This window comes from Aureispira anguillae (genome assembly GCF_026000115.1).
Classification (GTDB): Bacteria; Bacteroidota; Bacteroidia; order Chitinophagales; family Saprospiraceae; genus Aureispira; species Aureispira anguillae.
In genome coordinates this window covers 39,325-65,942 of record NZ_AP026869.1, presented here as the reverse complement: position 1 = coordinate 65,942, position 26,618 = coordinate 39,325, and the positions used below count along the sequence as shown (strand labels likewise).

General features: G+C 35.6%; 16 protein-coding genes. 9 read left to right on the top strand and 7 right to left on the bottom strand.

Annotation, left to right across the window (positions count from 1 at the left end):
* Window positions 1-17 precede the first annotated feature (17 nt).
* Genes AsAng_RS29885 through AsAng_RS29875 form a run of 3 tightly spaced genes read right to left on the bottom strand, consistent with a single transcriptional unit; the run spans window position 18 to window position 12,881 of the window.
* Window positions 18-4,730 carry a tail fiber domain-containing protein gene (locus AsAng_RS29885; protein WP_264793687.1) on the bottom strand — a complete coding sequence of 1,571 codons (4,713 nt, stop codon included), beginning with the start codon at window positions 4,728-4,730 and terminating at the stop codon, window positions 18-20.
* 11 nt (window positions 4,731-4,741) lie between these two features.
* Window positions 4,742-7,213, bottom strand: coding sequence for a SprB repeat-containing protein (locus tag AsAng_RS29880; protein ID WP_264793686.1), 2,472 nt, complete (start codon window positions 7,211-7,213; stop codon window positions 4,742-4,744).
* Window positions 7,214-7,232: 19 nt separating this feature from the next.
* Window positions 7,233-12,881 carry an RHS repeat domain-containing protein gene (locus AsAng_RS29875; RefSeq protein ID WP_264793685.1) on the bottom strand — a complete coding sequence of 1,883 codons (5,649 nt, stop codon included), beginning with the start codon at window positions 12,879-12,881 and terminating at the stop codon, window positions 7,233-7,235.
* 278 nt (window positions 12,882-13,159) lie between these two features.
* On the opposite strand from AsAng_RS29875, the gene AsAng_RS29870 reads away from it, so the two are divergent.
* Entirely contained in the window at window positions 13,160-14,143 is a 984-nt protein-coding gene (locus tag AsAng_RS29870) for a DNA cytosine methyltransferase (RefSeq protein WP_264793684.1), read from the top strand.
* 139 nt (window positions 14,144-14,282) lie between these two features.
* Entirely contained in the window at window positions 14,283-15,203 is a 921-nt protein-coding gene (locus AsAng_RS29865) for an ArdC family protein (protein WP_264793683.1), read from the top strand.
* Window positions 15,204-15,287: 84 nt separating this feature from the next.
* On the opposite strand, the gene AsAng_RS29860 is transcribed toward AsAng_RS29865, so the two are convergent.
* Both AsAng_RS29860 and AsAng_RS29855 read right to left on the bottom strand, forming a co-directional pair.
* Window positions 15,288-16,007 carry a KilA-N domain-containing protein gene (locus tag AsAng_RS29860; RefSeq protein ID WP_264793682.1) on the bottom strand — a complete coding sequence of 240 codons (720 nt, stop codon included), beginning with the start codon at window positions 16,005-16,007 and terminating at the stop codon, window positions 15,288-15,290.
* 126 nt (window positions 16,008-16,133) lie between these two features.
* A complete protein-coding gene (locus AsAng_RS29855; RefSeq protein ID WP_264793681.1) occupies window positions 16,134-19,064 on the bottom strand; it encodes a Tn3 family transposase in 2,931 nt (976 codons plus the stop codon).
* 132 nt (window positions 19,065-19,196) lie between these two features.
* Here AsAng_RS29855 and AsAng_RS29850 point away from each other — a divergent pair, with 132 nt between their 5' ends.
* Window positions 19,197-19,889 (top strand): tyrosine-type recombinase/integrase, encoded by a 693-nt coding sequence (locus AsAng_RS29850; protein WP_264793680.1) that lies wholly within the window; start codon window positions 19,197-19,199, stop codon window positions 19,887-19,889.
* A 191-nt stretch (window positions 19,890-20,080) separates the two neighbouring features.
* Here the strand turns inward: AsAng_RS29850 and AsAng_RS29845 are convergent, their stop codons facing one another.
* Window positions 20,081-20,434: a hypothetical protein gene (locus AsAng_RS29845; protein WP_264793679.1), complete on the bottom strand. Its 354-nt coding sequence runs from the start codon at window positions 20,432-20,434 to the stop codon at window positions 20,081-20,083.
* A 562-nt stretch (window positions 20,435-20,996) separates the two neighbouring features.
* Between AsAng_RS29845 and AsAng_RS29840 the strand changes: the two genes are divergently transcribed.
* Together AsAng_RS29840 and AsAng_RS29835 are read left to right on the top strand one after the other, a co-directional pair.
* Window positions 20,997-21,791 carry a hypothetical protein gene (locus AsAng_RS29840; RefSeq protein WP_264793678.1) on the top strand — a complete coding sequence of 265 codons (795 nt, stop codon included), beginning with the start codon at window positions 20,997-20,999 and terminating at the stop codon, window positions 21,789-21,791.
* A 271-nt stretch (window positions 21,792-22,062) separates the two neighbouring features.
* Complete coding sequence (locus AsAng_RS29835; RefSeq protein ID WP_264793729.1) at window positions 22,063-22,455, top strand: hypothetical protein; 393 nt, start codon at window positions 22,063-22,065, stop codon at window positions 22,453-22,455.
* A 262-nt stretch (window positions 22,456-22,717) separates the two neighbouring features.
* On the opposite strand, the gene AsAng_RS29830 is transcribed toward AsAng_RS29835, so the two are convergent.
* Window positions 22,718-23,320, bottom strand: a complete 603-nt coding sequence (locus tag AsAng_RS29830; protein WP_264793728.1) for a recombinase family protein — start codon at window positions 23,318-23,320, stop codon at window positions 22,718-22,720.
* A gap of 199 nt (window positions 23,321-23,519) precedes the next feature.
* Between AsAng_RS29830 and AsAng_RS29825 the strand changes: the two genes are divergently transcribed.
* The 4 genes from AsAng_RS29825 to AsAng_RS29810 all read left to right on the top strand — a co-directional run bounded on the left by AsAng_RS29825 (window position 23,520) and on the right by AsAng_RS29810 (window position 26,244).
* Complete coding sequence (locus tag AsAng_RS29825) at window positions 23,520-24,371, top strand: hypothetical protein (RefSeq protein ID WP_264793727.1); 852 nt, start codon at window positions 23,520-23,522, stop codon at window positions 24,369-24,371.
* A gap of 401 nt (window positions 24,372-24,772) precedes the next feature.
* Window positions 24,773-25,039, top strand: coding sequence for a hypothetical protein (locus tag AsAng_RS29820; RefSeq protein ID WP_264793726.1), 267 nt, complete (start codon window positions 24,773-24,775; stop codon window positions 25,037-25,039).
* A gap of 82 nt (window positions 25,040-25,121) precedes the next feature.
* Window positions 25,122-25,421 carry a helix-turn-helix domain-containing protein gene (locus tag AsAng_RS29815; protein WP_264793725.1) on the top strand — a complete coding sequence of 100 codons (300 nt, stop codon included), beginning with the start codon at window positions 25,122-25,124 and terminating at the stop codon, window positions 25,419-25,421.
* Window positions 25,408-26,244, top strand: coding sequence for a reverse transcriptase family protein (locus AsAng_RS29810; RefSeq protein WP_264793724.1), 837 nt, complete (start codon window positions 25,408-25,410; stop codon window positions 26,242-26,244). The genes AsAng_RS29815 and AsAng_RS29810 overlap by 14 nt, the downstream gene beginning before the upstream one ends.
* Window positions 26,245-26,618: the final 374 nt, after the last annotated feature.

Below are 26,618 nucleotides of genomic sequence, written 5' to 3'. Positions count from 1 at the left end.
CGCATAGATGTGTTTTCTTAGTCGTGAATAAATGTAAGTTTCTTATTATCTATTGGTTCTCCATCAATAAAAAGGATGTAGAAGTAAACACCTGATGGTAATTGATTACGATTTAGAGATAAGTCATTTTTGCCTTCTTGTAAGTCATTAAATTCATGAACAATACGCCCTTCCATATCAAAGACAATAATCTTGGCAGACGCTTTTATTTGAGGAATATAAGCGCCTATCCATGTTTTTGAGTTTGCGGGATTAGGAATATTCTGAAACAGAATGGCTCGTTCTATTTCCTCTTCTAATAGCATGTCTATGGTTGTTACTGTTTGTTCACAGCACATATCTTGTTGGTATTGCAATTCTTTGACTGTTTTTTGAAGTGCTTCTAACATTTTCTGTTGTGTTGCCAATTCCCCTTGTAATTGTTCTATTTCTTCCTTCTCTTCTGATTCTTGATTATTTACAGCTGCCCCCACAAGAGAAAACAACCCCAAATAATCCACAGATAATCCCCCTTCATCATCTTTGTAGACCAACTCAGGGAAGACCTTTTGAAGTTCTTGTGCAATAACACCGTATGATTGACGATCCGTTAACGCATATAGATATTGAACAAAGTTTACAGATTGCAACTTTCTGAGTACCCCTTCATTTATAGATTTGATATCTGATTTGAACTGCTTGTCTGACATCGCCAAATACAATCCCGCACGAGTAATACCATTCACATCTAAATCAAAAGAAGGGTTCACGCGAGAAATACCAACATTTCCTGTCGTTCCAGGACCAGAACTCTTTCCAACAAATAGTGTAGGTTGATCACTGTTAAAGCCAATTGCAAGACTATTGTTATAAGGATTACTTAGAGGAAAACTTGAACTAAAACCACGTCCAAGAACTGCGGCATTCCGACCACTTGTTTGTGTATAAATGCCTATATTAAGACATTCTTGTCCTATCGCTTCGTTATGGTGCCCAATAGTTATAGATTGATTACCAATAGACTGAGATTCGTAGCCTAAAGCAATGGCATGAGAACCATTTGCCGTACATTTTTCTCCTGCAACAAAGCTACTCATAGGACTATTTATTACATTATCTGCACCTAATGCGGTGTGCTGTATACCACTCACAATATTATTAGTACCTGCTACAGTATTAACCTGTCCAGAAACTGTATTCCCCTTGCCCAAAGATATAGACCAGCTTGCTGCTGGTGTAATTGTATTATTTTCTCCTATAGCAGCACTTGCGTAAGCATTTACCTGATTTCCTTTTCCTATAGCAACTGTATAAAGATTATTACTGGTATTAGACGATCCCAATGCGACACTACTCGTGCCTGTTGCATAATTCTTATCACCTAAAGCAATACTTGCCGTAGCAGATGCATGACTATTAATTCCCATAGCAACAGCCGCCATACCACTAGAAGAAACTTTAGTCCCCATTGCTACACTAAAAGGCTGCATGACCTGTACATTCGAACCTATCCCGATAGAATTGGAAGCATTCACATTCACATATTCTCCATAGGCAATAGAGAATTGACCATTGTTGACATTACTCCGCCCTCCCGTGAGTGTATACTTTGCTCTATTGAAATTACTTCGTCCTGATACAAGAGAAAAATCGCCCTTATTTCTATTGTCTAAACCACCAACCAAAGACTCATTCCCTTCATTGATAATATTCTGTCCCCAAACAAAAGTATTGTATGTAGTATTGCGATTCTTTGTTCCTCCCACTAGCGAAGCATACCCATTTGTATTCGTATTTTCCTGTCCTCCAATAATGGCATAAGGACTATTATCATTTTCATTCTCTCGTCCTGAAATAAAAGCTGTATGACTATTATTTTTATTGTTATTCTGCTCTCCTGTTATCAGCGTATTATTACTATTCTCATTTTGATTGTTTAGACCAGTCAGTAACACATGGCTTCCATTGGTATTCTGATTGCGTTCTCCGCCTAATAAACTTCCATTAGAGGCTCCTTGATTCTCATTCGATAAGCCATAAATAAAACTATATGCAGCTTCGTTAAGATTGCGCTGTCCCATTAGCAGACTACTTTCACCACCTATATTATTGATATTTCTTGATCCTCCAATAAGGCTATTATCAGCATTCGTAGCATTCGTATTTTGGCTTCCCAACATCCATACATTGATGGATTGATTTTCGTGTAAATTGCCCACACCACCTGAATTATTTCCTATATTGGTATTGTTTACTCCTGCCCATAAAGCATTAGCCCCAGAATTTTCCTGTCCTAACCCCAAAAGCGCTGAATTATCCCCACCTGTCAGATTATCATTACTTGTACCACCAACAATAGAATGTGGTGCTTGATTCGTATTCCCCTGACCAAAACCTACAGAATTGATAGCTTCGTTGTTGTTATTAGCTCCTCCGAAAATACTGTTATTGCCAAAAGTATTGGTATTATCCTGACCATACACAACTGCATTGGCTCCAGAGTTGTCATTTTCCTCTCCCGTTATAATAGAAGCTCGTCCCTGAACTTGATTGGTATTATTTAATCCTGAAAGAATACTTTGAGACGCCGTATTGTTATTTTCTTCTCCAAGCAATAAACTATTAATACCGCTATTCGTATTATTTAAACCCAATAGCCCTGCTCGTTCAGCTGTATTGTTGTTTTCCTCTCCCCATAGAGCAGAATAGTTACCAGCAGTAGTATTGCTATTAAGATAACCAGCTAATAAAACTCCAGCCGCGCCATTGGTATTTTCTTCTCCTCCTATAATCGTATTGATTCCTGTATTCGTATTGGTATCTCCAACGATCAATACATTTCTGCCAGTATTACTATTCGCAAAACCAGCCATTATAACCTGATCTCCAGTATTGTTATTATTTTGACCTCCAACACTTGATGATAAGCCATCTACGGTATTAAAAGCACCAAAAGTGACCCCATGCGATCGACTAATCGTATTACCACGTCCAACTACCAAAGTATTATTTCCTTGATTAACGGTATTTTCAAAACCTGCTATTAATGCATTCAAGGCAATAATCCCGTTTCCTTCTCCTACCACCCAACTATGTCCACCATTCAGATTATTCTGCAATCCAATTACACCTGATCCATTTCCATTTTGAACGGTGTTTTGCTGTCCTCCAACTAAAACTCCAAAGCCAGCTGCTTGGTTTTGATCACCATATCCTATTCCTCCTGTTGCGCTAACATCAAGTTGATTATTATCTCCTACTAGCATACTATAAGCAGCACTATTTTGATTGGAGGAACCACCACTAAGAGATGCTCTAGCAGAGGAATCAACCGTATTAAATGTTCCAACAATAAGTGTACTCCCCCCCGAATTGGTATTATCTTGTCCTCCATTCACAGAAGCGACCGCAGAGGACGAAATCATATTTCTAGATCCAACAACTGCACTACTTGCTGCTTGATGTTCGTTTGATGTCCCTCCTACCAAAGAAGCAGAGGCTGAAATTCTTATTTCATTATCATCTCCTGCACAAACACAGGAATTAGCTCTAATTGCATTATCACTCCCAAATCCTGCAGAATATAAAGCAGAGGCAGAAGCTATATTTCGGTTTCCTGTTAATAAAGAATAAGGTGCATTATTTTGATTGTATCGTCCCCATGTAAATGCGCTTTTAGAACTTGATGTGCCTATATTTTCTTGCCCCATTACAAGCCCATACTCTGAGCTGTTAAGATTTCCAAATCCTAGTGTTAAACCTCCAATTGCTCTACGAGTGGCTGTATTTTGCCATCCACCTGTAATACTCCTTGGTGCTCTGTTTATGTTAAGTTCTCCAATCGTAAGAGCAGCATAAGCAGAATCTAAAGCTTGATTCTGTAATCCACCAATTAAACTATAGGCTACATTCGCAATATTTAATCGACCATAACTTATCCCTGCTGAATCTTTTCCATAAATTGTATTTTCAAGCCCTACAACAATGCCAAAAGGAGCATGATTCAAATTATCTTGTCCTAAGGTCAACGATGACATAGAGGAATCCACGGTTATGTTTCGAATCCCAGCATGGATACTATTGGCTCCTCCATTTTCGTTTTCTTCTCCAATTGTAAATGAAGAGGGAGCAGTGCCTAAAACAACATTATTAAATCCCCCCAAAATGGAACGTTCTCCGCCAGGCGTATTGTCTAACCCAAAAGTTGTAGAATAAAGTACAGGATTATTCCATTGATTCCCCGTCGCTCCACCTGCTACTAAGGCTCCTCTTCCTGGAGTAAAAATTAAACGGTTCACTCCTACACCTAAAGGGAAGTTATTATCGACACCAGTAATAAGAAAAGTTCCATTATTGTGTAATAAAGCTCTAGGATTACATCCTCCTAATAGGTCAATATGAACTCTTTCATTTAAACAACTCAAATTATTATTGATAAAACGACCTCCATTGTTAACTATATTTCCACCAGCATTAATAATTGCACCTCCTGAATTAATAATATTTCCATTTGTATTATTTATTCCCCCTGCTCCAAAATTTATAATACTTCCATTATTATTTCTAATTCCTCCCGCACCATTATTAGTGATACTTCCTGAAAAAGTGAACAAGCCTCCTGTTCCAATAGAATTTGCAACTGTTGAACTTGTAGAGATTGAACAGTTAGAACAATTAGAACCTACAATAAACTGACCCAACACAAAATTACTTGCTAAAAAATAGCAAACTAGTGTACTTATATGTTTCATATCTATTCTTTTTATTCCTTTGATTTAATTACTCGTTTGCTTATCGCATAGTTTTTTCCTTTATGTAAAACATCAAACACAAAAACATAACTCGCTGCTACACTAACTTTTTGAGGAAGTAAGAAAGAAGTCCCTGAAGGAATTGATATTGCCTCCCAAACCAATCGTTGCCCAATTGCATCATAAATAGCATAAGATTGTATTTTTCCACCATTAATTTTTACACTAAACTGGTCACCACTATTCGGATTTGGAAATACCTCTATACTAACATCATTGGGTAGAGTGATCACATCAATCGGCGTACAGTTAAAAGAAAGTATAGTATCACAACCCAAACTATTGGTAACCATTACACTGTACAAACTATCAGGGAGACCATGAATCGTATCCGTTGTTGCTCCTGTACTCCACAAATACGTATAGGGTAAAAAGAGAGCATTCCCTGTCACGCCAACTTTCATAATGCAAGAAATGGAATCTATTATAGGTAAGTAAGATGCTATATTGGGGGTAAAGCTCACTGAAGGAATTGTTACAGATTGTGTGGCAGTACAACCATTAACATCTATTGCCGTCAAGCTATACGTTCCTGCACTAAGGCTATCTATAGAAAGTGTATTGGCTCCATTATCCCATGTAAATATCATGGTGGACGTATCCCCAAAAGCACTCATAAGTACAGAAGCATTACCGTATGCGCAGGTATCTGCTGCAATAGCCTGAATAGTCAAAGCAATGGCTGTAGTTGCTTGGATCGTATCTGTATGAACCAATACACAAACCTGTGGCGCTGCATTGTCAGTTATCGTTACTGTATAGATTCCTTGTGATAAACCAGATGCAGAAGCTGTCGTTGAACCATTTCCAGACCATGTGTAACTATAATTACCTGATCCACCCAAAGGCTGGACTTGCATCCTTCCAGTTGCCAAATTACAACTGTCATCAAAAATAGCCGTCTGCACGATAAGGGTATTATTAGTGCCTACTGTAGTGGTATTTGTTGTCGTACAGCCATTGGCATCTGTGATGGTAAGCGCATAAAAACCTGCACCAATATTGACAAGACTATCGCTTGTTTGTCCTGTTGACCATAGGTAATTTATAGTACCCGTTCCGCCTACAGCACTTGCGGTTATCTGCCCGTCCATTTGTCCGCAACTTGCGTCAATAATAGTAGTGGTTAACATTGGAGCAGCAAGATCATTAACAGTAAAGGTTTCTACACTTGAGCAAGTTCCATCGTTGACTGTTACAGTATAATTGCCTACAGCAAGATTGGATAGGGTATTTCCTGTATTTCCTGTATTCCATGACGTCGTGTAAGTTCCTATTCCACCTGTTGGGTTGATACTGATACTTCCATTGGATTGACTACAAGTAGCATCGGTTACGGTTGAGCCAATAGTGATGGAAGTATTCCCTGGAATGGTATTGACTAGGCTAGCTGTGCAACCATTTCCATCTGTTGCCGTAACGCTTACCACACCTGCTATAAGTCCACCAATATAACCTGTCGCTGTATTCTGACCATTTGACCACGTATAATTGACATTGCCACTACCACCTTGTGCACTAACCGATATTTGTCCAGTAGTACTTCCACAAAGAGCGGGACTTACCGCTAAGGTTTGCATCGACAATGGGGGATTGCTCTGTATCGTCACCTGATCACTTGCGGTACAGCCATTCGCATCTGTTGCTGTAACGGTATATACTTGTCCTCCAAGACTTCCTTGCAGCCCATTGACGCTATTCGCTGATGTGCCTTGACTCCAGACATAGTTGTATGGACTTGTTCCGCCACTAGCATTGGTTGTTGCTGTTCCTTGTGCCATGCTGCAATAATCATCTACTCCTGAACTAGACAGGGTATAGGGTGTACAGATATAGATGGGTACAATGAATAAGTTATTACTATCATTGAGCTCTAGTATGTCTTGCTCATTGTCGGTATAAAACAGTAAATAACCATTCCCTACAGGAATATTAGTCCCTAAAAAAAAATTGTTGTTTGGCTCTGTCCTGCTCGCTCCAACTACCAAGGAGTTTACTGCTACATCGTATAAAAAAGTATCGTTCCCATTATCCCATAGGGTATCGGGTGACCAACGGACTTCTATGCCAAAGGTATTTGTGGGACGATTGCCGATATTACTATGATTTATCTCTAATAGCCCTGATACATTATGATACAGGGGCAGTGTATTTGGTCCATAGCTAGCATTATTGTATTCGACTCCATCAATTACCAAATCTGGTGCTTCTGTCCAGCGTAGATGACGAGTGATAGCGCCTACTTGGTCGTATTCAAAGCTGTCTATTTGGACGGCGCTAGCTATTGTTCTGGTTGTTTTTGTGTGGAAATATAACTCATTATAATAGTTATCGTAAACTATTTGACCTTGTAGATCATTTATAAATGAAAATAGAATAATCTCAAATACACAAATAATCAAACAACTTAAAGTATTAAACATATTTTACAATTTAAAAACACTAATCATATACATCAATCCTCCCGTTAGTTTCATACCAAATTAACTCTCTGATCAAATCTGCTAATGCCTTTGGAGGAGTTCGCATACTCCCAGCTTTAGTCTTTTTGTGCTCACCATAATTAGCAGTACCTGGTACTGGGGCACTTAATCCAATATTTACTTCATAAGAATCATTGCTGTTGCTAAGACTTAATGATCTACGATTAATTGTAGATGAAGGTTCGATAAGTAGTTCCTCATCTTCTATTGCTAGATTTACCCCCATTTCAAGTCCCTTGACAGGAGTTCTTAAACCTACTGACGCCTCTTGCCATGGTTGCCAGTAATCAGTTGTTTCAGGTAAAGAATTAGCTTGTCCTATTGGAGCATAAACCTCTAAATTGGGAGTCCCTCCCCCCCTATATATATCGTGATAAAAATGACAATAACTCAAATCACAATACCCTGTAAAACAATACCTTACAGAAGCCAAAAGACTACCTCCTATGCAGACTCCTCCTGAATTGTATTTATACTCCAATCCTTCTGGATCAATAGCCATAACAGTATTACCACCAGCATAGGCATACAAATTAGTATTCCAAATAGGATCTTCAGAAAGAAAATTAACCTGCTCTACATCATAATACCGTACCCCCATCTTATACAACATGGTATCTTCCCATTCCACACCATAAGCCCCAACAAAAATGAAGTAATTAGGAACCTCACCAGCAGTAATTTCATGGCTAATCATCTCCCCATAAGAAGTCACTTCATAATGCTCTGTAAAATCTTGATTATAATCAACTAGCCCAATAACCGTCCCTCGCATATCCGAGACAAAAAAGCGTACGGTATCTCGAATAACTGAAAAAGGAGGACTATTAATGGTATAACCAGAGGGTATGCGTGCGAGTATTTCCCCAAAACCATGGATGTAATCTAGTGCTGTTATAGTACCATTGGTAGTCCGTTCTTCTCGGAGCATATTCCCTACACCCGATATTTCCCAAAAATAGTTCGTAGTAGTGGTCGTTCCATTTCTAATCCGCTGTGCTCTATTTCGTTGCCCTAATACACCATAATTATAGGTAGCAGAGAATGTCCCTGTAGCATTTTGTATCTGTTCCAATTGCTCAAAAGCATTCCAAACCATCCCCGTGTAATGCCCTGATAACTGATTCCCATCTGCATCAAAACTGGCATTGGTAGTTTGTCCAGTCAGGGCATCAGTCGTCGTTTGAATCCGATTGACCGAATTGTGCGTAAACTGCAAATCTAAATCAGGTAATAAAGTTGGTATATTTGGTCCTTCTACAATTTCTTGGGTAAAGAAACCTCGGTCGTCTATTGTAAACTGCTGACGGCTGAGTGTATTCGAAGGCGTAGCAGTACTGTTATTGGTAAAATAACCTAAATCGTTCACTCGGTCAGCTCCATCATAGACATAACGCTTTTCCATCCCATTGGGATAAATGATTTTATCAATGCTCCCATCTGCTCGGCGATTCGCCTGCCATACCATACCAAGCGCACTGACCGTTTCCAACTGATTATTGTTATTGTAAGTATAATCAACACGCATCCCCGTTGCCCCATTGTAATCAGGATAAGTAATGCTGGTTACATTGCTCTCTTCATCGTACCCATATTGAACGGTATAATCAGGACCACTACTGTGGTAGGTATAGCTCGTTACGCGATCAAAATCATCGTAGAAATACTCAATATACTCCTGTGTAGGATTTGATAATAGACGAACGCGAATGAGATTATCCCGATTCATGGCATCATACTCATATAGAGCATACCCATCTTCTTCTAACAACTCGTTATGGATGTTATAATCATAGTTTTTTACATAACCATTTGGAGTGGTCTCTGTATCCAACAGCCCCTTTTGTGTATAAGAAAAGGTACGAGTATCTGAACCAAATTGAATAGCTGTCAAATAGTCTTCATCAAAACTATAACTCATTGTTGTTCGTTGTCCCTTCTCGTCTTCTATCCAAATATTATTATAATTAGGGTCATAACAATACTCCACTTCATGCACAATGCCATTGTTGGTACGGCTTACTTTCGTTGGCAAGTCATTTGCCAAATACTCCATCGTCGTTATATTCCCTACGGCATCTACTGCTTGGATTAAACGCCCAACGTTATCATATATGTTACGTGTAATAATCCCTGTAGGACCAGTACTGCTCGTTAAATTTCCATAATCATCATAGACAAAAGTATATTCTCTCTGTGTGGGCGTACGCACCTTACTTCGAAGTCCATTAAGGAAGTATTCATACTCTGTGTCCTCTCCCTCAAAATCGGTCATTTGAACCAGATTCTTTCGACTATCATAGCTGTAATACATACTATGCCCTCTCCTATTCGTATAACTCTGTAACAAAGAATCTGTTCCATAATTCCACTGTTCTGAATAAATCACTCCTAACACCGAACTATTAACATCTTTGGTCTCCATCGCTCCAAAGCTGTTATAGGTGATATCTGTAACGACTCCATATGCTGTTACCTTTGTAGGATTTTGAGGAAAATTGGCATTGTTATACTCAATATCAAATAGGTCTGTTCCTCCATCACTCCTTAAATAGGATGTTGATGTAATGTAACCAACAGCATTTCGCTTTTGAGTCATGGAGGTAGTCGCTCCACCTGCTGCTATTGAGGTAACTGTCTGGTCCCGCTCAGCAGAAAACTTATTATACTGTGGTTGAACAGTGGTTTGATTTAAAATTTGCCCAGTAACAGAATTGACAAGTTGAGTAGATTTTAATTTCCGATCATGATAAGTGTTCTCGATATAATTGCCCTTAGGCAACTGAATTTTATTGAGTAAATGAGGTGTTTCTGCACTCGTATCATAAAAATACAGCTCTGAAGCTAAGGTTATTCCAGTACAAGGCATTGTTGGTAAAGCATCCTTGTAAGAGTTCAGGTTTTTAGTTGTAAAATCATAGGTAAAAGTAACTTGCCTAGGAGCTCCACCAGTAGGCGAAGGATACTCTACTCGTTCTACCAAATCCTGATTCCCTGCATAATAAATTAAATCCACACATCGAGGAGTCACAGGGGCTCCAACAGTATTTAAATAATGCGCACAAATCTGTGTCAAATGGCTTCTGTTATTAGCATACCTAGTATAAGCATAAGAAAGACGATTCCCATTTTTCTCTCTTACCTCTTGGAGCATATAAACATTATCAAAATGGTCTCCTGCTGGTAATTTTTCAAAAACAAAACGTGTCCGATCAATCATATCGATTGTTATTCGATTATTCGCAACATCTTCAGTAATTCGGTAATTAAGTCCTTTCGTTGCGGCTACTAAATTCCCAGCACCATCTCGCCTAAAAATATGCGGATGCTGACTGCCAGGAAAAAATATTGCTAAGGAGTTATTAAAACTTCCTGTCCCAACTACGTCATTACCACCCCAATTTCCCAATCCCGAGGTTTCTATAATATAACCATGATGATTATGCGTCCATGCTTTTCCAACAGGATTCATTGGAAAAATCTCCTCAGGAAATGTTAAACAAGATGACTCATAAGAAATACTAAAAACAAGTGGCATTGATGTTCCTGGTATTGCAAAACTTGTCTTAGAGTAACTATTGAAATTGCCATCAGCAAGCGATGGTCTTACAGCATAATTCTCGGCTCCATAAAAATTAGATTCAACATAATTTGTGTCCAAATCTAAATCCGCAAGTGTTGGTCTTATAAGAGAAGGATGCGTCATTATCTTGTAGAGAATAATAAAGGCATCACCACGCTTTATATCATCATTTGCACTTATTGTGGTTAATCCATTGGTGTAATGTTCCAAAAGTCCTAATTCTGTCGCCCTCATTACATAACGATACATATTGTCTGTGTTGCTTATCGTTATGTCTGGAACAGTAGAAGGATTGTACAATGTGTCTATATCAAATGCTTCAAAAAAGACTTTAAGTGCAAATTTTATAGCAATTTGATCAGCTGGTTGAAAATTATGCCTATCTCCATCAAAAGGAACAATTTGATCGTCATAATCTAGATATGTAAGTAGTTTGGCATAACGATCTCTATTATTAGCTGCTTGCGCCAAATCTTCAAAAGGAATGGGATAACGAGTCGTATAAAAATAGGCACTTTCAACGGTCGTTCTATCTCCATAAAGCCCAGCGGCAGTAATCCATGCTAAATGTTCTCGAACAATCTCACTTGTTGGATTCACATCATACTGAGCACCTCCTTGTACCCACTCTCTTGGAGTTACGATACCGCGTTCACATAAGTATTGGACTGCATCCCACAATAAAGTATCAATAGATTGGTCTATATCTGTTACTTGACAATTAGGATTGCTAGGACCAGGAGTCTCAAAGTAAAATGGTATTGAAGTTTGGTTTCCCAAAGGAGAAATTGCTGTTACTGTCCATTCATATTGTGTAGAATAGCGAAAGAGACCTGTAGGAGCTAAATACTGATTACTATTTATTCCATTCACTGTAATCGGAAAACCTGATACTATAGCCCCACTCAAATAGTCTCTGACTTCTATTTCGTACCCAGTCACTCCGCTTCCTGTTGCACAAATTTTCTTCCAAAGAAAGGTTGGAGTTAATGTCGTTATCTTTTGAAGAGGAACATTATTAGCTGTACCAGGAGCTACAGGTTTGGGTACATTTCCCGAAGCACAGGGATTTTCTATCGTAACAGTTATTGGATTGCTACAGAGGTATTCTTTTACGACTTCTCTATTACTTCCTACAGGAGCTTCATAATAAACAAATAGCTCTGCTGTTCCCTGTACAAATGCGGGGTCTAAGGAAACAGAATTAGTCATATTTAAAATTACTTGTTCTCCCGAATCATATGATCCTCCAGTAACTGCATGGATTATTTGTTCTGTAGTACCTTGTTTCAATACTAAGTAAAGGTTTGCTGTGACTGGACTTGTTCCTGCGTTTTCCACAACAGCTGTTGCGAGAATAGTTCCTCCTTCTATGGTAGGATTTGGATATGCAACAATACACTCACGTAAAATGAATGAGCAAGAACTTGGCAAAATAGTCCCCCCTGAAATTTCATTTGTGGTACTTCCTTGTATAGGAATAGGGCTGTAAGTATAATTTCCTTGTGATTCTGTTATATCTATGACTTGAACATTTAATGGTCTTCCTACGGCTAATTTTACAATTGGATCATAAAACTCTACAGGAATAATTGAATTTGCTGGAATAGTAATGTCATTTCCATTCGTATTGGGGATTCGATTAAATAACCCATAATTATCATCTCCTGCAGTTGGATCATTTGGCTTATCATCAATACTCCACCATTCAAATGGAAAAGATTGTGTCCTCCATACACAAGCAAGCTTTATAGTAATGTCTGCTCCTGTAGTATTTTCGATATAAGTTGAAATCCTATAACAACAAGAATTATGTACATCAGTACTTAATGAACTTGCATTTATTAAATCAACAGGAGTTGCATCACCACTTTCTATATGTATTGGATGTGTTGGCGATACAAGAATACGTAATCCAGCACTGGGTACGGTACTAATATTTCCTTGAGGAGTAGGAGATGCTGATTGCGCCAAAAGGAGGGTATGCCAAATAAATATCAAAATAAAACAAAAATGTGCCTTCATGATATAGCATGTCTTTGGTAGTATTACAGAATAGGGTTGAGAACGAAGTAGAAATTAAAATAAGAAAAAAAACATTTAAAAATAATATTAATATTATTTTTTTTTAAACATAACTTAATGTCATACAAATATTTTATTCTTAAAACAAAATAATTCTTTTCAGCAGACAAAGCTTTTGTGCTAAGCTCCCAGACGAATCTGTTTAAATAAAACGGCTTTCTTTTTATTTTAGAATATTCTCCTTTGGGATCAAGGAGAATACTTTCCTGTTTTTTCACATGAACGTTGTCTCCCTTTTTGCTGGCGCTGGTGGTTTTGATTTGGGATTTAAAAAAGCTGGATTTACTTTGATTTGGGCAAATGAAAGAGATAAGGATATTTGGAATACCTATCGCTACAATCATCCTAACGCATTTCTTGATACACGAAGTATTGTAGACATTCCATCAAATGAAATTCCCAATTGTCATGGTATTATTGGAGGTCCACCATGCCAGAGTTGGAGTCACGCAGGTTCTGCAAAAGGCATACAAGATAAACGAGGACAACTTATTTATGAGTTCATTCGCATTGTAAAAGGAAAACAACCACGTTTTTTTGTTATGGAGAATGTAAGTGGATTACTCCAGATAAAGCATAAAACAGCCTTTACAAATATCTGTAGTACTTTTAACCAGATTGGTTATACCCTCAATGTAAAAATGCTGAATGCTGCAGACTATGGTATCCCACAAGACAGAAAACGAGTATTTTTTGTTGGGCTCCGAAAAGACCTTGGAATAAAGTATCAATTTCCAAAACCAATGGTTCCCAAAGTTACGCTTCATCAAGTAATAAAAGATATACAAGCAGATGTTCTACCTGCAAAAACAAACAATCGCTCAAACAAAGAACAATGCATTGTTTCTAACCATGAATACATGACAGGGGACTTTTCTTCACGTTATCTTTCTCGAAACCGAGTCCGAACATGGAACGAACAAAGCTTTACGATCCAAGCAGGAGGAAGACATGCCCCTATTCACCCACAAGCTCCAAAGATGATCCAGCAAGCAAAAGATTCATATATCTTCAAACCACAAAAAGAATCGCTCTATCGCCGTTTAAGCATCAGAGAATGTGCTCGAATACAAACCTTCTCAGATGACTTTCTCTTTTTTTATGATCGTTTAATGACAGGATATAAAATGGTCGGGAATGCTGTTCCTGTAAATCTTGCTATTATCATCGCAAAAAGCATCAAAAAACAGCTTTCAGCATAAAATAATCTCTATAAGAGATCAAAAGAACTTTAACAATTTTCTTTTCGCCCCCTCTCCTACCTATGCTACCATTAGCTCACAGCACTCTTTTGAGGGCTGTTTTTGCTATTTCACATTTCCACCACAAAACAACGATGGTATGCAACAAAATAAGAAAACTACTTCCGATACAGACGTGTATCAAGAAGTAACCAATAAACTAATTCAATTGCTCGAAAAAGGCACTGTTCCATGGAAGCAACTTTTCAAGGCTTCTGAATACGGCTTTGCACAGAATTATTACACCAAACATCAATACAGTGGTATTAATTGGTTTCTGCTCAACTTTGTAACAAACTATGAGGTACCCTATTATTTAACCTGGAAACAAGTTCAAAAGCTTGGAGGGAAAGTCATCAAAGGCTCACAAGCTGAACGAATTTATTACGTCAATTTTTATTGCACAGATGATGAAGGTAAAACACTTTCTGCTGCAGAGGTACAAACTGCGGAAGAAAATGGAACGCCTCTAAAAAAACATCCATATCTGAGACGATATACTGTTTTTAATATCAGTTGCACAGAAGGCATTGAATGGGAAAAGCCACCTCTTGAAACACAAGAGATTCGGCCAATTGAGCGTTGTGAGACACTTCTTGATTCTATGGAAGATCTCCCTAAAATTCAGTTTATAGACAAAGAAACTGCCTATTATGCGCCGTTAAAAGATGTTATCAATATGCCCAAACTCCAACAATTTGCAGAACATGGAGCAGAAGCTTATTATCGAGTTCTTTTCCATGAGTTAATCCATTGGACAGGGCATAGTACTCGTCTAGCACGAAAGGGGATTATGCTTATGCAAAACAAAGGTAAAATGATTTATTCTGAGGAAGAATTAACCTCAGAACTTGGGGCTTGTATGCTTGCTTCTCTCACTGAGATTCAGGAAGAAAACCTTTTGCAAAACTCCGCAGCGTATTTACAGTCATGGTTGGACTGTATGAAAGAAGATAAACGATTTATTTTCCGAGTCGCTCCACAAGCTGAAAATGCTGTCAAATATATTCTTGGTAGCTAATATTTAAACACAATTATTTTAATCATGGTGGAATAGAAATAGCTTGGAGACCACTTTCATTAGTGGTCTCTTTTTGTCTGGAATTTATTTTATGACATCTTTAAGTATATCAATATGGTAGGTGTTAATTGAGCCATATTTGGCATCATACGCTTTTCCAATCGCAATACCTTTTTTGTTACTTTCCTTTGTCGCATTATACCCCCACCCTTTCGCTTTATCTAATGGACATGGAATTGAATGAAGAGAACAATAACCAGATACACTATAATATTGTTCATCAATGGAAGTGATCTTTGCTTCCAAATCTGAGACATGATCTTTTATAAGACTAATATCTTCTTTTATTTCGCCAATCTCTTTTCCGTGGAATTCTAACTGGTCTGCAATCAAACGAATACTTCTAATTATTTCGGTTGATGGGCTATAATCTGGAAGTTCAGTTTTCCCTGTTTTGAGTAATTCATCTATTCGATCATAGACCCAAAGTTCAAATTCTACTGACAACCATGCTGCAAATTTGAGCGCAAGCTTTTCATCCATCCAAGTTCCTTGTTCGCCCTTTGAAGCATCACCACCTTTTACAACCCTTAATACTTCACGTTTTTCAGCGATGCGCCAATTAGCGTATCGCTTTTCTAGTACTTGAATGTATTCTTTTGTCTGCTTGGTTCGTAAGAAGTTATTCATGCGTTTATCTTGAAATGGCTTTGCCATCTCTGTTGCATTTATCATTCTATTTCCATCAGAAAACTCAAATGATATATTTACACCATCGTAATCAAACTTAGTTATATCGCTCATACTTTTTTTGTTGAAACATTTATTCCAAAAATACTAAAGAAGATTTAGGATTGGACTAGCGGGGGCATTTGCGCAGAAAGTTACGGTTATGAATATAAGGTTATAACAGAAAGCGTAATTTTCTGCTTAAAAAGCCCTTTGAAAATCGTCAATAAAATAAGAACCGTTAGGAATAACGTGTTTGTATGAGAGCAGAGAAATATGGGATAGTGTTTCATCTTTTATGTGCTCTCCTCTTGCTCTCAGGTCTTCAACGATTTTGTTAATACGAACCGTATTCCAATATAATACAGCATTAGATACTAAGCTTAAACAAGTAGCTTTATTCATGATTTCTGCATAATCTCCTGTTTTAAATTCACCTTGATCAGCAAAAAAAACTCTTCGAGGAAGCTTATGCCTATACTCACCTTTATTCAGTTGTCGTTGAACAGTTCGTCTTAGTTCAGGATCTGTAATGTATCGTAAGATGTATTGGGTTTTAATAATTCGCCCTAGATTGACAAAAGCTCTGGTTAACCTATCAGATGGGGCATTACTTGTCAAACGTTGAACAATAATGTGAGCAGGCGTTGTTCTTTTCTTTAATGAGGATGCTACACGAACCATCATATCCCATTGCTCTTCTATGATATCCATATCCACTGTTTTATTAAGTAATGGATTGAAATCACCAAAGTCCTGTGTTTTATCTATTTTGTAAAGTTGTTGGTCTTTTAGATTCCTAATTCTAGGCATAAAATAATATCCCAATAAATGACATAGTGCAAAGATAATTTCTGTAAATCCATGCGTATCTGTAGTATGAGCCTTTATTTTCAGGATGGTATTATTCTCTAATAATCCATCCAATACATACAATGCTTCTCTAGGACCACATGATATTGCATTGGTTCCAAATACTGAATATTGATTAGAAACATGGGTGTAAATTCCAATGGCTTTTTCATAATAGCCGTAATAACGTGGATAATAAGATGCGAGAAGGCTACTAGCTCTTATCTTAAATCGTTGCGCATCGGAAGAAGATATTTCTCCTTGCCCATATACACTACTCAGTGGTAGTTGATTATGTAAATTTACAAGTTGTGTATTAGCAGCATTTAGCGTTTCTTCTCTAATAAAATAATGCAGAATATGTCGTAATTTATCAACACTTGTGTTTTTCATACTAGCACTCATGGAAACAATACCTAAATTAGTAGCTTGAGAAATAATTGCAGCAATCAAGGTTTTATAAAATTGTTTTGGTTTACCAGAATGCCCTGCTATTGGTTTAAAGTGTTGAGTAAAACGGGTCATTTGATCAACTTCCATAAGCAACTCTTCAATTCGAATAAAGGGTAAACTATTGTCAATAATTTTTTGAAGAGGCTTTATCTCTGGATCTTCTGCTAACTTATCTTCTCGTTTCAATTTAAGCCGTTGATCTACAATTGTAGCAAATTGATTAGATTCAAATTTACGGCTAGCTTGGGAAACATCTATGAAGAACTTATTAGTAAGTATTTCCTTAGCATCTTTATCATGTGGTTGTTCTAACTCTAAATAAGCTTGCGCCTTTGTTTCTTGCCAATTATTTTTGCTTAAAATTAAGTCCCAAAATGATACATGCTCCTTACTTTGAGCTAAATATAAATTGCCAGAACGTAATGCGTTTTTAATAGTTATTGCTAAAGCCGTTTCCCATGCATTTCTATTTATCCGTTGCTGATCATTCATCAAAAAGGGAGCTAAATCTGTTGGAACAAATCCAATAGGCGCATCTTTAGGAATCTGCTTTAAATCTCCATTATCTAATTTTTTGATAATACTAATAGCCGTTAAAATTGACTCACTCCCTGATGCAGCGGCAAAAGGCAATTGAATAAATTGAGCAAAATATTTTCTCAAAGAAGGGTAACGAGTTAAGATAAAACGACCACTTCCTTTGATCGTAAATTGGTTAAATTCGGAGACAGCATCATAAGAATTACGTAAACGCTTTGTATTGAGTTGCTCTAAGAATTTTTCTCTACTTATTTGGGAATTTTCAGCCCAGTCTAATAATGACTCAACTGATATAAGCAGATTATTCATAGATTTCTTTTGTTGAGTTTGACGTTTTTTGTACTGCTTTTTATAAGTGTTTTTTGCCTTCCTAACCAGATCTTGTATGAATTGGTCATGCAGCTGAATAATGTAATCCAGTATCTTTTTTCGAGATTCTAGTAAAAAACAAGCCATGAGTGAATAGCGTTTGTGAGGACTAAATCTCTTTAAATCTTTTGCCCTATATTTTTTAGTCAATTCATATAAATATTCTTGAAATGAAGGGTCTAATAGTTGATCGCCTATTTGGTCTATACCCATTTCAATTAATTGTGTATATTTATTCAAATAGCTTTTCAATGTTGTGATTGAAGCAGAGGGAGGGTATTCTTTTAGATAAAAGAATAAAGTGCGTTGTTGCCCCTTAGGTAATTTGAGGCTATTATCAATAGCTTTGAGTAGATTATTAGGTAACTTACGATATACTTGTTCAAATAAATTTAAATGTACTTGAGAACAAATATTTGTGATGAGTTTATCTAAAACTGTATGTCCTGGTAGTAATATTTGTTGAGCAAAAAGATATTCCTGTGCTTGAGTAAATAACTCGTCGGGCAGTAGCCCTTTATTCGCTTTTTCTGTCAGAAAATAACAAAGATGCTTTTCTATTGCTTCATCAAATTTCTTAAAGCCTAAATAAGATAGAATATTTTTTCGATGAATGGATTGCGTAGCTTTTCTACTAGTAACCTTAATGGCTAAATTTGTTGGTAGATTAAGTTGAGTATTGAGATAATTGATGATTCTGAAAGATAAATCATTTACTCTCTGAATAAAACGACCATGCAGCCTAAGACCACAAATTTGAATAGCAATATACAAACGTACTTGTTTTCGATATCTACCAATTTCTTTTAAATCAGAAGAAGAAAGTGTCCAGTCTCTTACCATCTCTTCATCAGAAAATTTTTCAGATGAATTAATAGAAGGGTATTTTCTATAACTAGAAGGTCTTGCTGGTTTCATATGAAGTTTTGGTTTTAAAGATTTCGTAAAATGGACAGAGTGCGAAGTCTTGGATGGTTTTTAAGGATAAACTGCTCTTTTTTCTTACAAAAACTATTATCTTTTCGCTCCTCAGAATCAAAATACGAAATCATGGATAAATCAGGATTAAAGCCAATCATTAACCTTATTGCAAGAAAATTAGCTAAGCAAAATATTAGTTATAGTCAGTCTCAATATATTTTTAAGCAGGTCAGGAAGAAGTTAGAATTAAAACCAGAAAAGAAAAATAAAGGAACAGTTAAACGACTATCTAGGAAAGAGTATAAACGCTTTATCAACATGGCTTATGAAAAATCATCTAAAATTGGTCTGATGATGCAAGTCTTGTTTGAGACCGCAACAAGAGTAGATGAATTTACTAGTTTTAATGCCGATGATATTTATTTTGAAGAATTGAGAATTGTTATTCAATCTGGGAAAGGAGATAAAAGAAGAGAGGTACCAATTGAAGAAAATTTGGCTCGTCTGCTCTCAACTCATTTAAAAGATAGAAGGAGTGGTCCTATTTTTAGAACACAGAGAAATGGCAGGTTTACTAATCGTCGAATTCAGCAGATTGTAAAAGAAATTGCTGAGATAGCTCAAATTACCTCAATAGAGGTAACTCCACATACATTAAGGCACTCTCGTGCTACTTTTTTAGCAGAGGATGGAATGGGAAAAGATTACCTTCAAGTCTTTCTAGGGCATGATCAACCTACTACTACTGAAATTTACACCAAAACTGCTGCTATGGATACTGATAAAGAATTTAGACGAATCATGAGTGAAAATCGGAGTTAAATTCCATAACCGTAACTTTCTGCGCAAATGCCCCCGCTAGTCCTGATAATACTTCTAAAAATAAAAGTAGAGAAATAATAATTTTTAATATTGCGAAATCATTGTGAACATAAATAGGTGGAGCTTGGTTGAAGCTCCACCTATGTTTTAATTCAATTTTTCTTGCCGATTTTATCCTAATGAACCAAAAATTATTTTAATTTTTTCTTAATTTCTTTGAGCACGTCTATATGAATCCATTGTAAATTTTTTTCATCATATTTTGCTATTAGATTACTTAATTCAAGCTGAGTCTTGTCTTTTGTTATTTCTAAATAAAAAGGAATAAGTTCATCGAGTTTACTCTCACTAATACCACTTAAATCGAATTGTAGTTTTTTGCCATTCCCTTGATCTATTTTGAAACCTAAAGTTACTTTTTCTTCAGTAACTGAGTCACTAGTTACTTTATTATATCTTTTACCTTTTACAATCTCTGATGCTTTTATAATAGCATATTTTACCCAAAGTCTTGTATAACAATCTGGAAACAGGTGAAAAATCACACTTGATAACTTGAATTGGTTTGATCTCCACAAATATAGTAGTGGCGCTCAGAACTTGATCTAAGTTTTTGAGTGAGCAGAGTTTGCCAAAAAATTTTGGCAAGAGCACAGTTATAGAACTGTTAAAATTTTAGAAAATATAAATATTTTCCTTTGATTCACAAAGGAAAACATTTATATTGTAAATAGCAAAAATGGTACTAGTGATACCAAAAAATTACCACTAGACACCACGTTATATCAATTTTATTAATAGATACCCTAAAGTAGATTTGTGGAGAGCAATTTTTCAATTCTTGGTCGGATTCGAAATTGCAACTCAAAAATTTATTTGGCTTTTAATGCCTGATTTTTAGAAGAAATCTATCAATTTTTACAAAAATAGTCTTTTTTTTTGATTATTCAAATAATTGATAATTTTTCTCCTTTGAACAATCATATTACGATTTTGGCAATTCCACAAAAATACTCTGACGGTTTCTTGAAATACCTATTGATAAATTATTAAAATATTTATTCATAAAATTTTCAAAAACTAGAAATTATGAAAGGAATATTCTTTTTGCTAGGATTAGCATTGTGCAGTTCCAGCATACTAGACAATGATCGTAAAAATTACAAAGTAGATGAAGGCAATGATGGTAATAATCATCTAACTTTAAGTATGAAACAAGAAAATTATAGTGTTTCATCTAGATATGGTTATGTAAAAGAAGGCATAATAGGATATGTTTTTAAGAAACAAATTCCTAATACGGTTCCTCTAACAAGATTCTATTCACAAGATTACTCAGATCATTTTTATACCGCTTCATCTCTTGAAATAGATCATGTTAATAATAATCTTAAGACTTATAAAAATGAAGGAGTGATTGGGTACGTTTACTTGACACCTGTTCAAGGAACAGTTCCTGTTCATAGATTCAATTTGCCTGGTGAAGATCATTTTTATACAACTTCTGAATACGAATCAAACCATGTGAAGAAAACGGGGAGTTATACATCTGAAGGAATTTCCTGTTGGGTTTATCCAAGTAAAAATGGGAATGATAATTTGATTCCAGTTTATAGGTTATATAGTCATGAAATTATTGATCACTTCTATACTACTAGTGCTGGAGAGGTCGATATAATACTAGATGATTCTCACAATTTTAATCTTTGGGATTATTTGAGAATATATCGTGATGATAGAGGTTATTGGATTATTGAAAATGAACATAATGATATAAGTTTTAGAGTTACGATTCAATGGACAGATTTGACAACTAAAACATATTATGTTCGATATAGATCAACTTGGAATACCCTCAAGAATTCTGATGTGGCTATTTTGCATAAACAGGTTAAATTGTGATATGATTTAGTTTTGCAGTACAAGGTACAGAACGAAAGGCAAATTTCAGGATAAAAAAACTGGATAAAAGCTCTGTAAAGTTGAAGTAAACAAAATCCCCCTATTAGCTTATTGAGTCAAACTTTACGCAAGGGCTATTTTATGTGGTAGAAATCAACCACATAACTTACAAGAACTTAAGAAGGAACTAGGTACTTGGAAAGCTATTTAAAAACAATAACCAGCGCCTACATAACGCTGGTTATTGTTTAAATTATACACAAAATAAATCATGAAAACATTAAAAAAAATAATCGTTTTATCCTTTTTTTTATTAGGGTTACAAGTTGCCGCTTTTGCCCAAACAGCATGTGAATTTATTGGCGAAATATCAATAGATGCTGTAGAAAGAGGAGCATTCTTAGCATGTTCAAAAAGTGGCAATCCTGCTGCATGTTCCATTGCTCTAGCTGCTCATGCCTGTGGGCAAGATCCTGCTTGTTCTGGTCTAGTAAAACACTTTACTCAAAAAGGATGTGAGTATACAGTTAAAGTTGTAGGTTCTAAATTGAAACTGTATGGAAAGGCAAGTAAAGAAAAAATTGAAGAATTAAAAGAAACCTATGATGTACTTAATACGGTAAGTGGCATTAAGTGGTTAGAAAATCGCTTGTTAGGTCTTTAAAAAAATTATCACTAGCAGGGGTTGTTTGTACATAGCATGGACAGGAACTTGTCGTGACTATTACAAGTAATTGATACAAACTGGAACTTAGCTAGATCTATTAGCTCCTTTGAGTGGGATCACATATTAACAGGTAATGATAAATACTTAAAAAAGTAGCATATTCCCTTTTCTTCAAAGAGCAACTTGAATTTTCCTTATCCTCCCTCTAAAAAACAATAATTCATTTTTTTGGGGGAGGATTATATCCAAATCATTAATTTCAAGGCTTTTGAACATTATGCTTCTTCAACCAAACAGAAAGATTATTTGGTGTTGTTCCATATCGCTCTGCAATGAATTTTTGAGTCGATCCATTCCCAAGTAACGCTTCTATTTCTGGTCTGAATTTATCAAGTTTGCTTTTTCCTGATCCCTTGGGTCTACCAAGTTTTTTCCCAGCAGCCTTCCGAGCTTGCAAAGCTTCCTTGGTTCGTTTGGAAATTAAGTCTCGTTCAATTTCCGAAGCCATGGCAAAAACCATCGCCATAATCTTACTTTGTATAGAATTATCTAGCTGCCAATTTCCTTTGATCGCATAAATATTTATCCCTTTCTCAACTGCAATATTGAGAACCTCCATAATTTCAAGCATACTTCGCCCAATTCTGGATAATTCGGAAACAATCAAATTATCGCCTTTTTGGAGTTGCTCAATAATTGGAGCAATTTTTCGTTTTCTCCAGGGGATTGTTCCAGAAATTTTTTCTTCTACAAATTCCACCTTCCCCATATTCTTGTCATTTGCTAGATGCAAAATATCGGCTTTGTTCTTTTCAATGTCTTGGTCAATGGTACTAACTCGGAGGTATGCAATCGTTGCCATTTAGTAGTGTATTTTTACAAAATTCAATAAAAACCTATAATACGGACTTATTTTATGATAATTACCATAAAATAGTCAATGATTTTCATTGGTATAAAAATACAAAAATAAACGATCATTTTTATTGAATTATTTTTTTCAAATAACTGATAATTATTTTATTTATATATATTTACATATACAATCAACTATCAAAACCATGGATATTAAACAAAAAGCACAATACATTGAGCATACTTTAAAGTTTTTAAATGAGGCTTCATTTCCAACTTCTGTAGCTATGGCAATAAAAATGCGTCCAGCAGTTACAGAAGAAGAAAAAAGGAATTTTAGGATTATTGAAAACTTCCTTGAAGAATTTAATTTAGTAGAATTCATTCGTGGAAGAGACAATTCTACTCCCAATGGAGAATGTCAATACTTCATAAGCTCAAAAGGACGAGAAATGGTTAAAAATAATGAATCTATTGTTCCTTTGCTTCTCTTAAAACAGGAAGAGAAAACAATACAAGAAATGGCTGAAGGTTTCAATAAAATAATTGAAGATAAAGCTGAAAAAAGAGCAGAACAAGCAGAATTACTTTTAAGTTTATCTATTGGAGAAGGGCTCATTAATTTACCTCTTGATATAACGAAAAAATATTTCAAAGATTGGTTTTTGAATAATCATGAAGGTGATCTACAAATAAAAGACGGCGATTTTGTCATTGAGGATGGAGACTTTCAAGTTCTTCCAAGTTTTGAAAAGAATGACATTCCTGAGTTCTTAAAATGGTTCGATACAGAAAAACAAAATTTTATTGCATATATGAAAGAAAAAGGAGTGACAACACCAAAAAAGAATACTCAAAAGAATCAAGTAATCAATAATTCTGGGAAAATAATTTTCAATGAAAGCTCCACAATAGAAAGACAAAGTATATCTGACGAAATTGAAAAAAAGGGAGAGTCTGGATGGAATAAAGCAAGTGTTATTATTGCAGCTGTTGGAGTAATAATAGCTATTCTCGCTCTTTCTTGGACGATCTGGACTCAATGGGGGAAATTTTAACATTTCTCACATTCCCAAACGAATAACCTTTTCTTTATTTCAATAAAGTTGTCTTTTTTAACTGACAGTTAAAAAATAATTGCATTTTATTTTGTACTTCATTTTAAAGTTTGTATGTTTGTAACACATTAGTTCTTTGAGATTCCATCTTATATAGATAAATAGCTATGATTTTTATTTAATCGTATTACGAACAGCTCGTGATGCAGTAGAGCCAGCCCCTTCTTTGGGTTTGTTCTATTTCATGTGGCATCCAGGTATATTGTATTGCAATATATCAATTCGACCATATACCATCTTTTATAGAAGTGCATTAAATATGAACTACGAGACACGGCTTATTTATCTATGTTTCGTAGTGTATTTAGTGCATTATTTTTTAATTTTTTAAAACAAAAAAGATGGAACAAACATCAAAAAACAATCCGTATGACGGATTGAACGATTTTTTATCAAAGAACCGTAGTTCATTGTCAGTTGAGGAAGTAAAACAGCTCAAAAAATTACTCTCTACAATAGAGGAAGATTTATCCGAATCTACTGGAGGAAGTAATAACAAAGAAACTCTTGATACAAAGAAAAATACCGTAATGAATGCCCTAAAACAATTAATGGGGTTCATTCTAAAACATGAAATTTATTCTTATGTCAAAGAATTTTTAGATTAAAATATTTTAACTTTTATCCCCATAAAATTTGGGAGCCTTTTACTTAATTGACTGACGCACTTCTCTACAAAACTTCAAAAATATGGAATTAGGAAAAGTCATAAAACAGATCCGAAAGCAAAAAAGAATCCCACAAGGGATTCTTGCAGAGCAGTGTGGAGTCTCCCAAACATATCTATCACAGATAGAAAATGAAAAAAAAGAACCAACAATAACAGTACTCAAAAATATTGCTCAGTACTTAGACACTCCGCTCCCTATCATGTTTTTTCTTGCTATTGATGAAGGAGATGTGAAAGAAGAAAAGAAAACACAGTTCAATGAATTTGAACCTGTCATAAAAGGTATCATTGATAAAATATTCGTCAATGATACAGTCTAAAAGAGATTTGATTTTCAACTATTTGCACTCTTCTCCCAAAGAAGTTGAAGCTATACTTTTAGAGAAGAAAAGTTACTACAAATCGTTTCCAAAAACAAAATACGATGATGATGGAAACATCCGCATGAAAAATGGCAAAAAAGAAGTACGGCATATTACCCATGCAACAGGGAAACTAAAAATACTCCAAAAAAATTTACTAAAAAACGTTTTCAATCAAATTCCTCTTCTTGGTTGTATAAAAGGCGGTGTAAAGGGTATAAGTAGTATAGCCAATGCTCGTGAACACCAAGGAAAAAAATATAGATTCCAAACAGACATCAGAAACTTCTTCCCCAGTATATCTGCAAACCAATCCTTTGAAGCACTCAAAAAAAAAGGATTTTCTAAGCAAACAGCCAGTCTTATCACTCAACTTGTGACCTATGAAGAAGCTCTCACACAAGGGAATCCGACCAGTACATTTATCGCAAATCTAGTATTTGAAAATGTAGATAAACAACTTCTTCACCTTATTTATGGACACAATATAACGTATACTCGTTGGGTCGATGATTTGACCTTTTCCTCCTCCCATCCCTTACAATTTGTAGTTTCAGATATTATCCAAATAATTTTTAGGAATGGCTTTAAACCCCATAGAAAAAAAACTGAATGCCACAATAAACGCTCAAAAATTACGGGGATTTCTGTAGGGAATAATTCAATGAGACCCAAAGATTCATTTCTCCAAGTAGATGAAACGAATTTAAATGAAAATCAAATTCAAGGGCGAAAGCAATATAAAGAGAGAGTATTGGGAATCACCCCTGCCAAAAAATAATCTGTTGAATAGTCCAACTTTTTTTAGTTATCATCTCCACCTGTTGTTATTTCTTTGAGTTTTTCTGCCATGAAAAATATTTTATCAAAAGAATTCCTTCCATTCAATACGTTCTCGTTTTAAAAGAAATTCTTTTGAAAAAATCAGAATATAATCCTCAAAATAAAGTGATTGGAACGTTCAAATGAATTTTTTTCAAAAAATTCTACTTAGATATTTTAAAGAACTCGCCCAAATATCATATTATACAAATTATATAAGAGCAAGCAAAGTTATTTTCAGCGAATTTCTAACAGCATTAAAAAATATCCCATCAAAAGATCAGAAAATACTTGGCTATAACGAATATCGTATTTGGGTTCGCCAAATGAAGG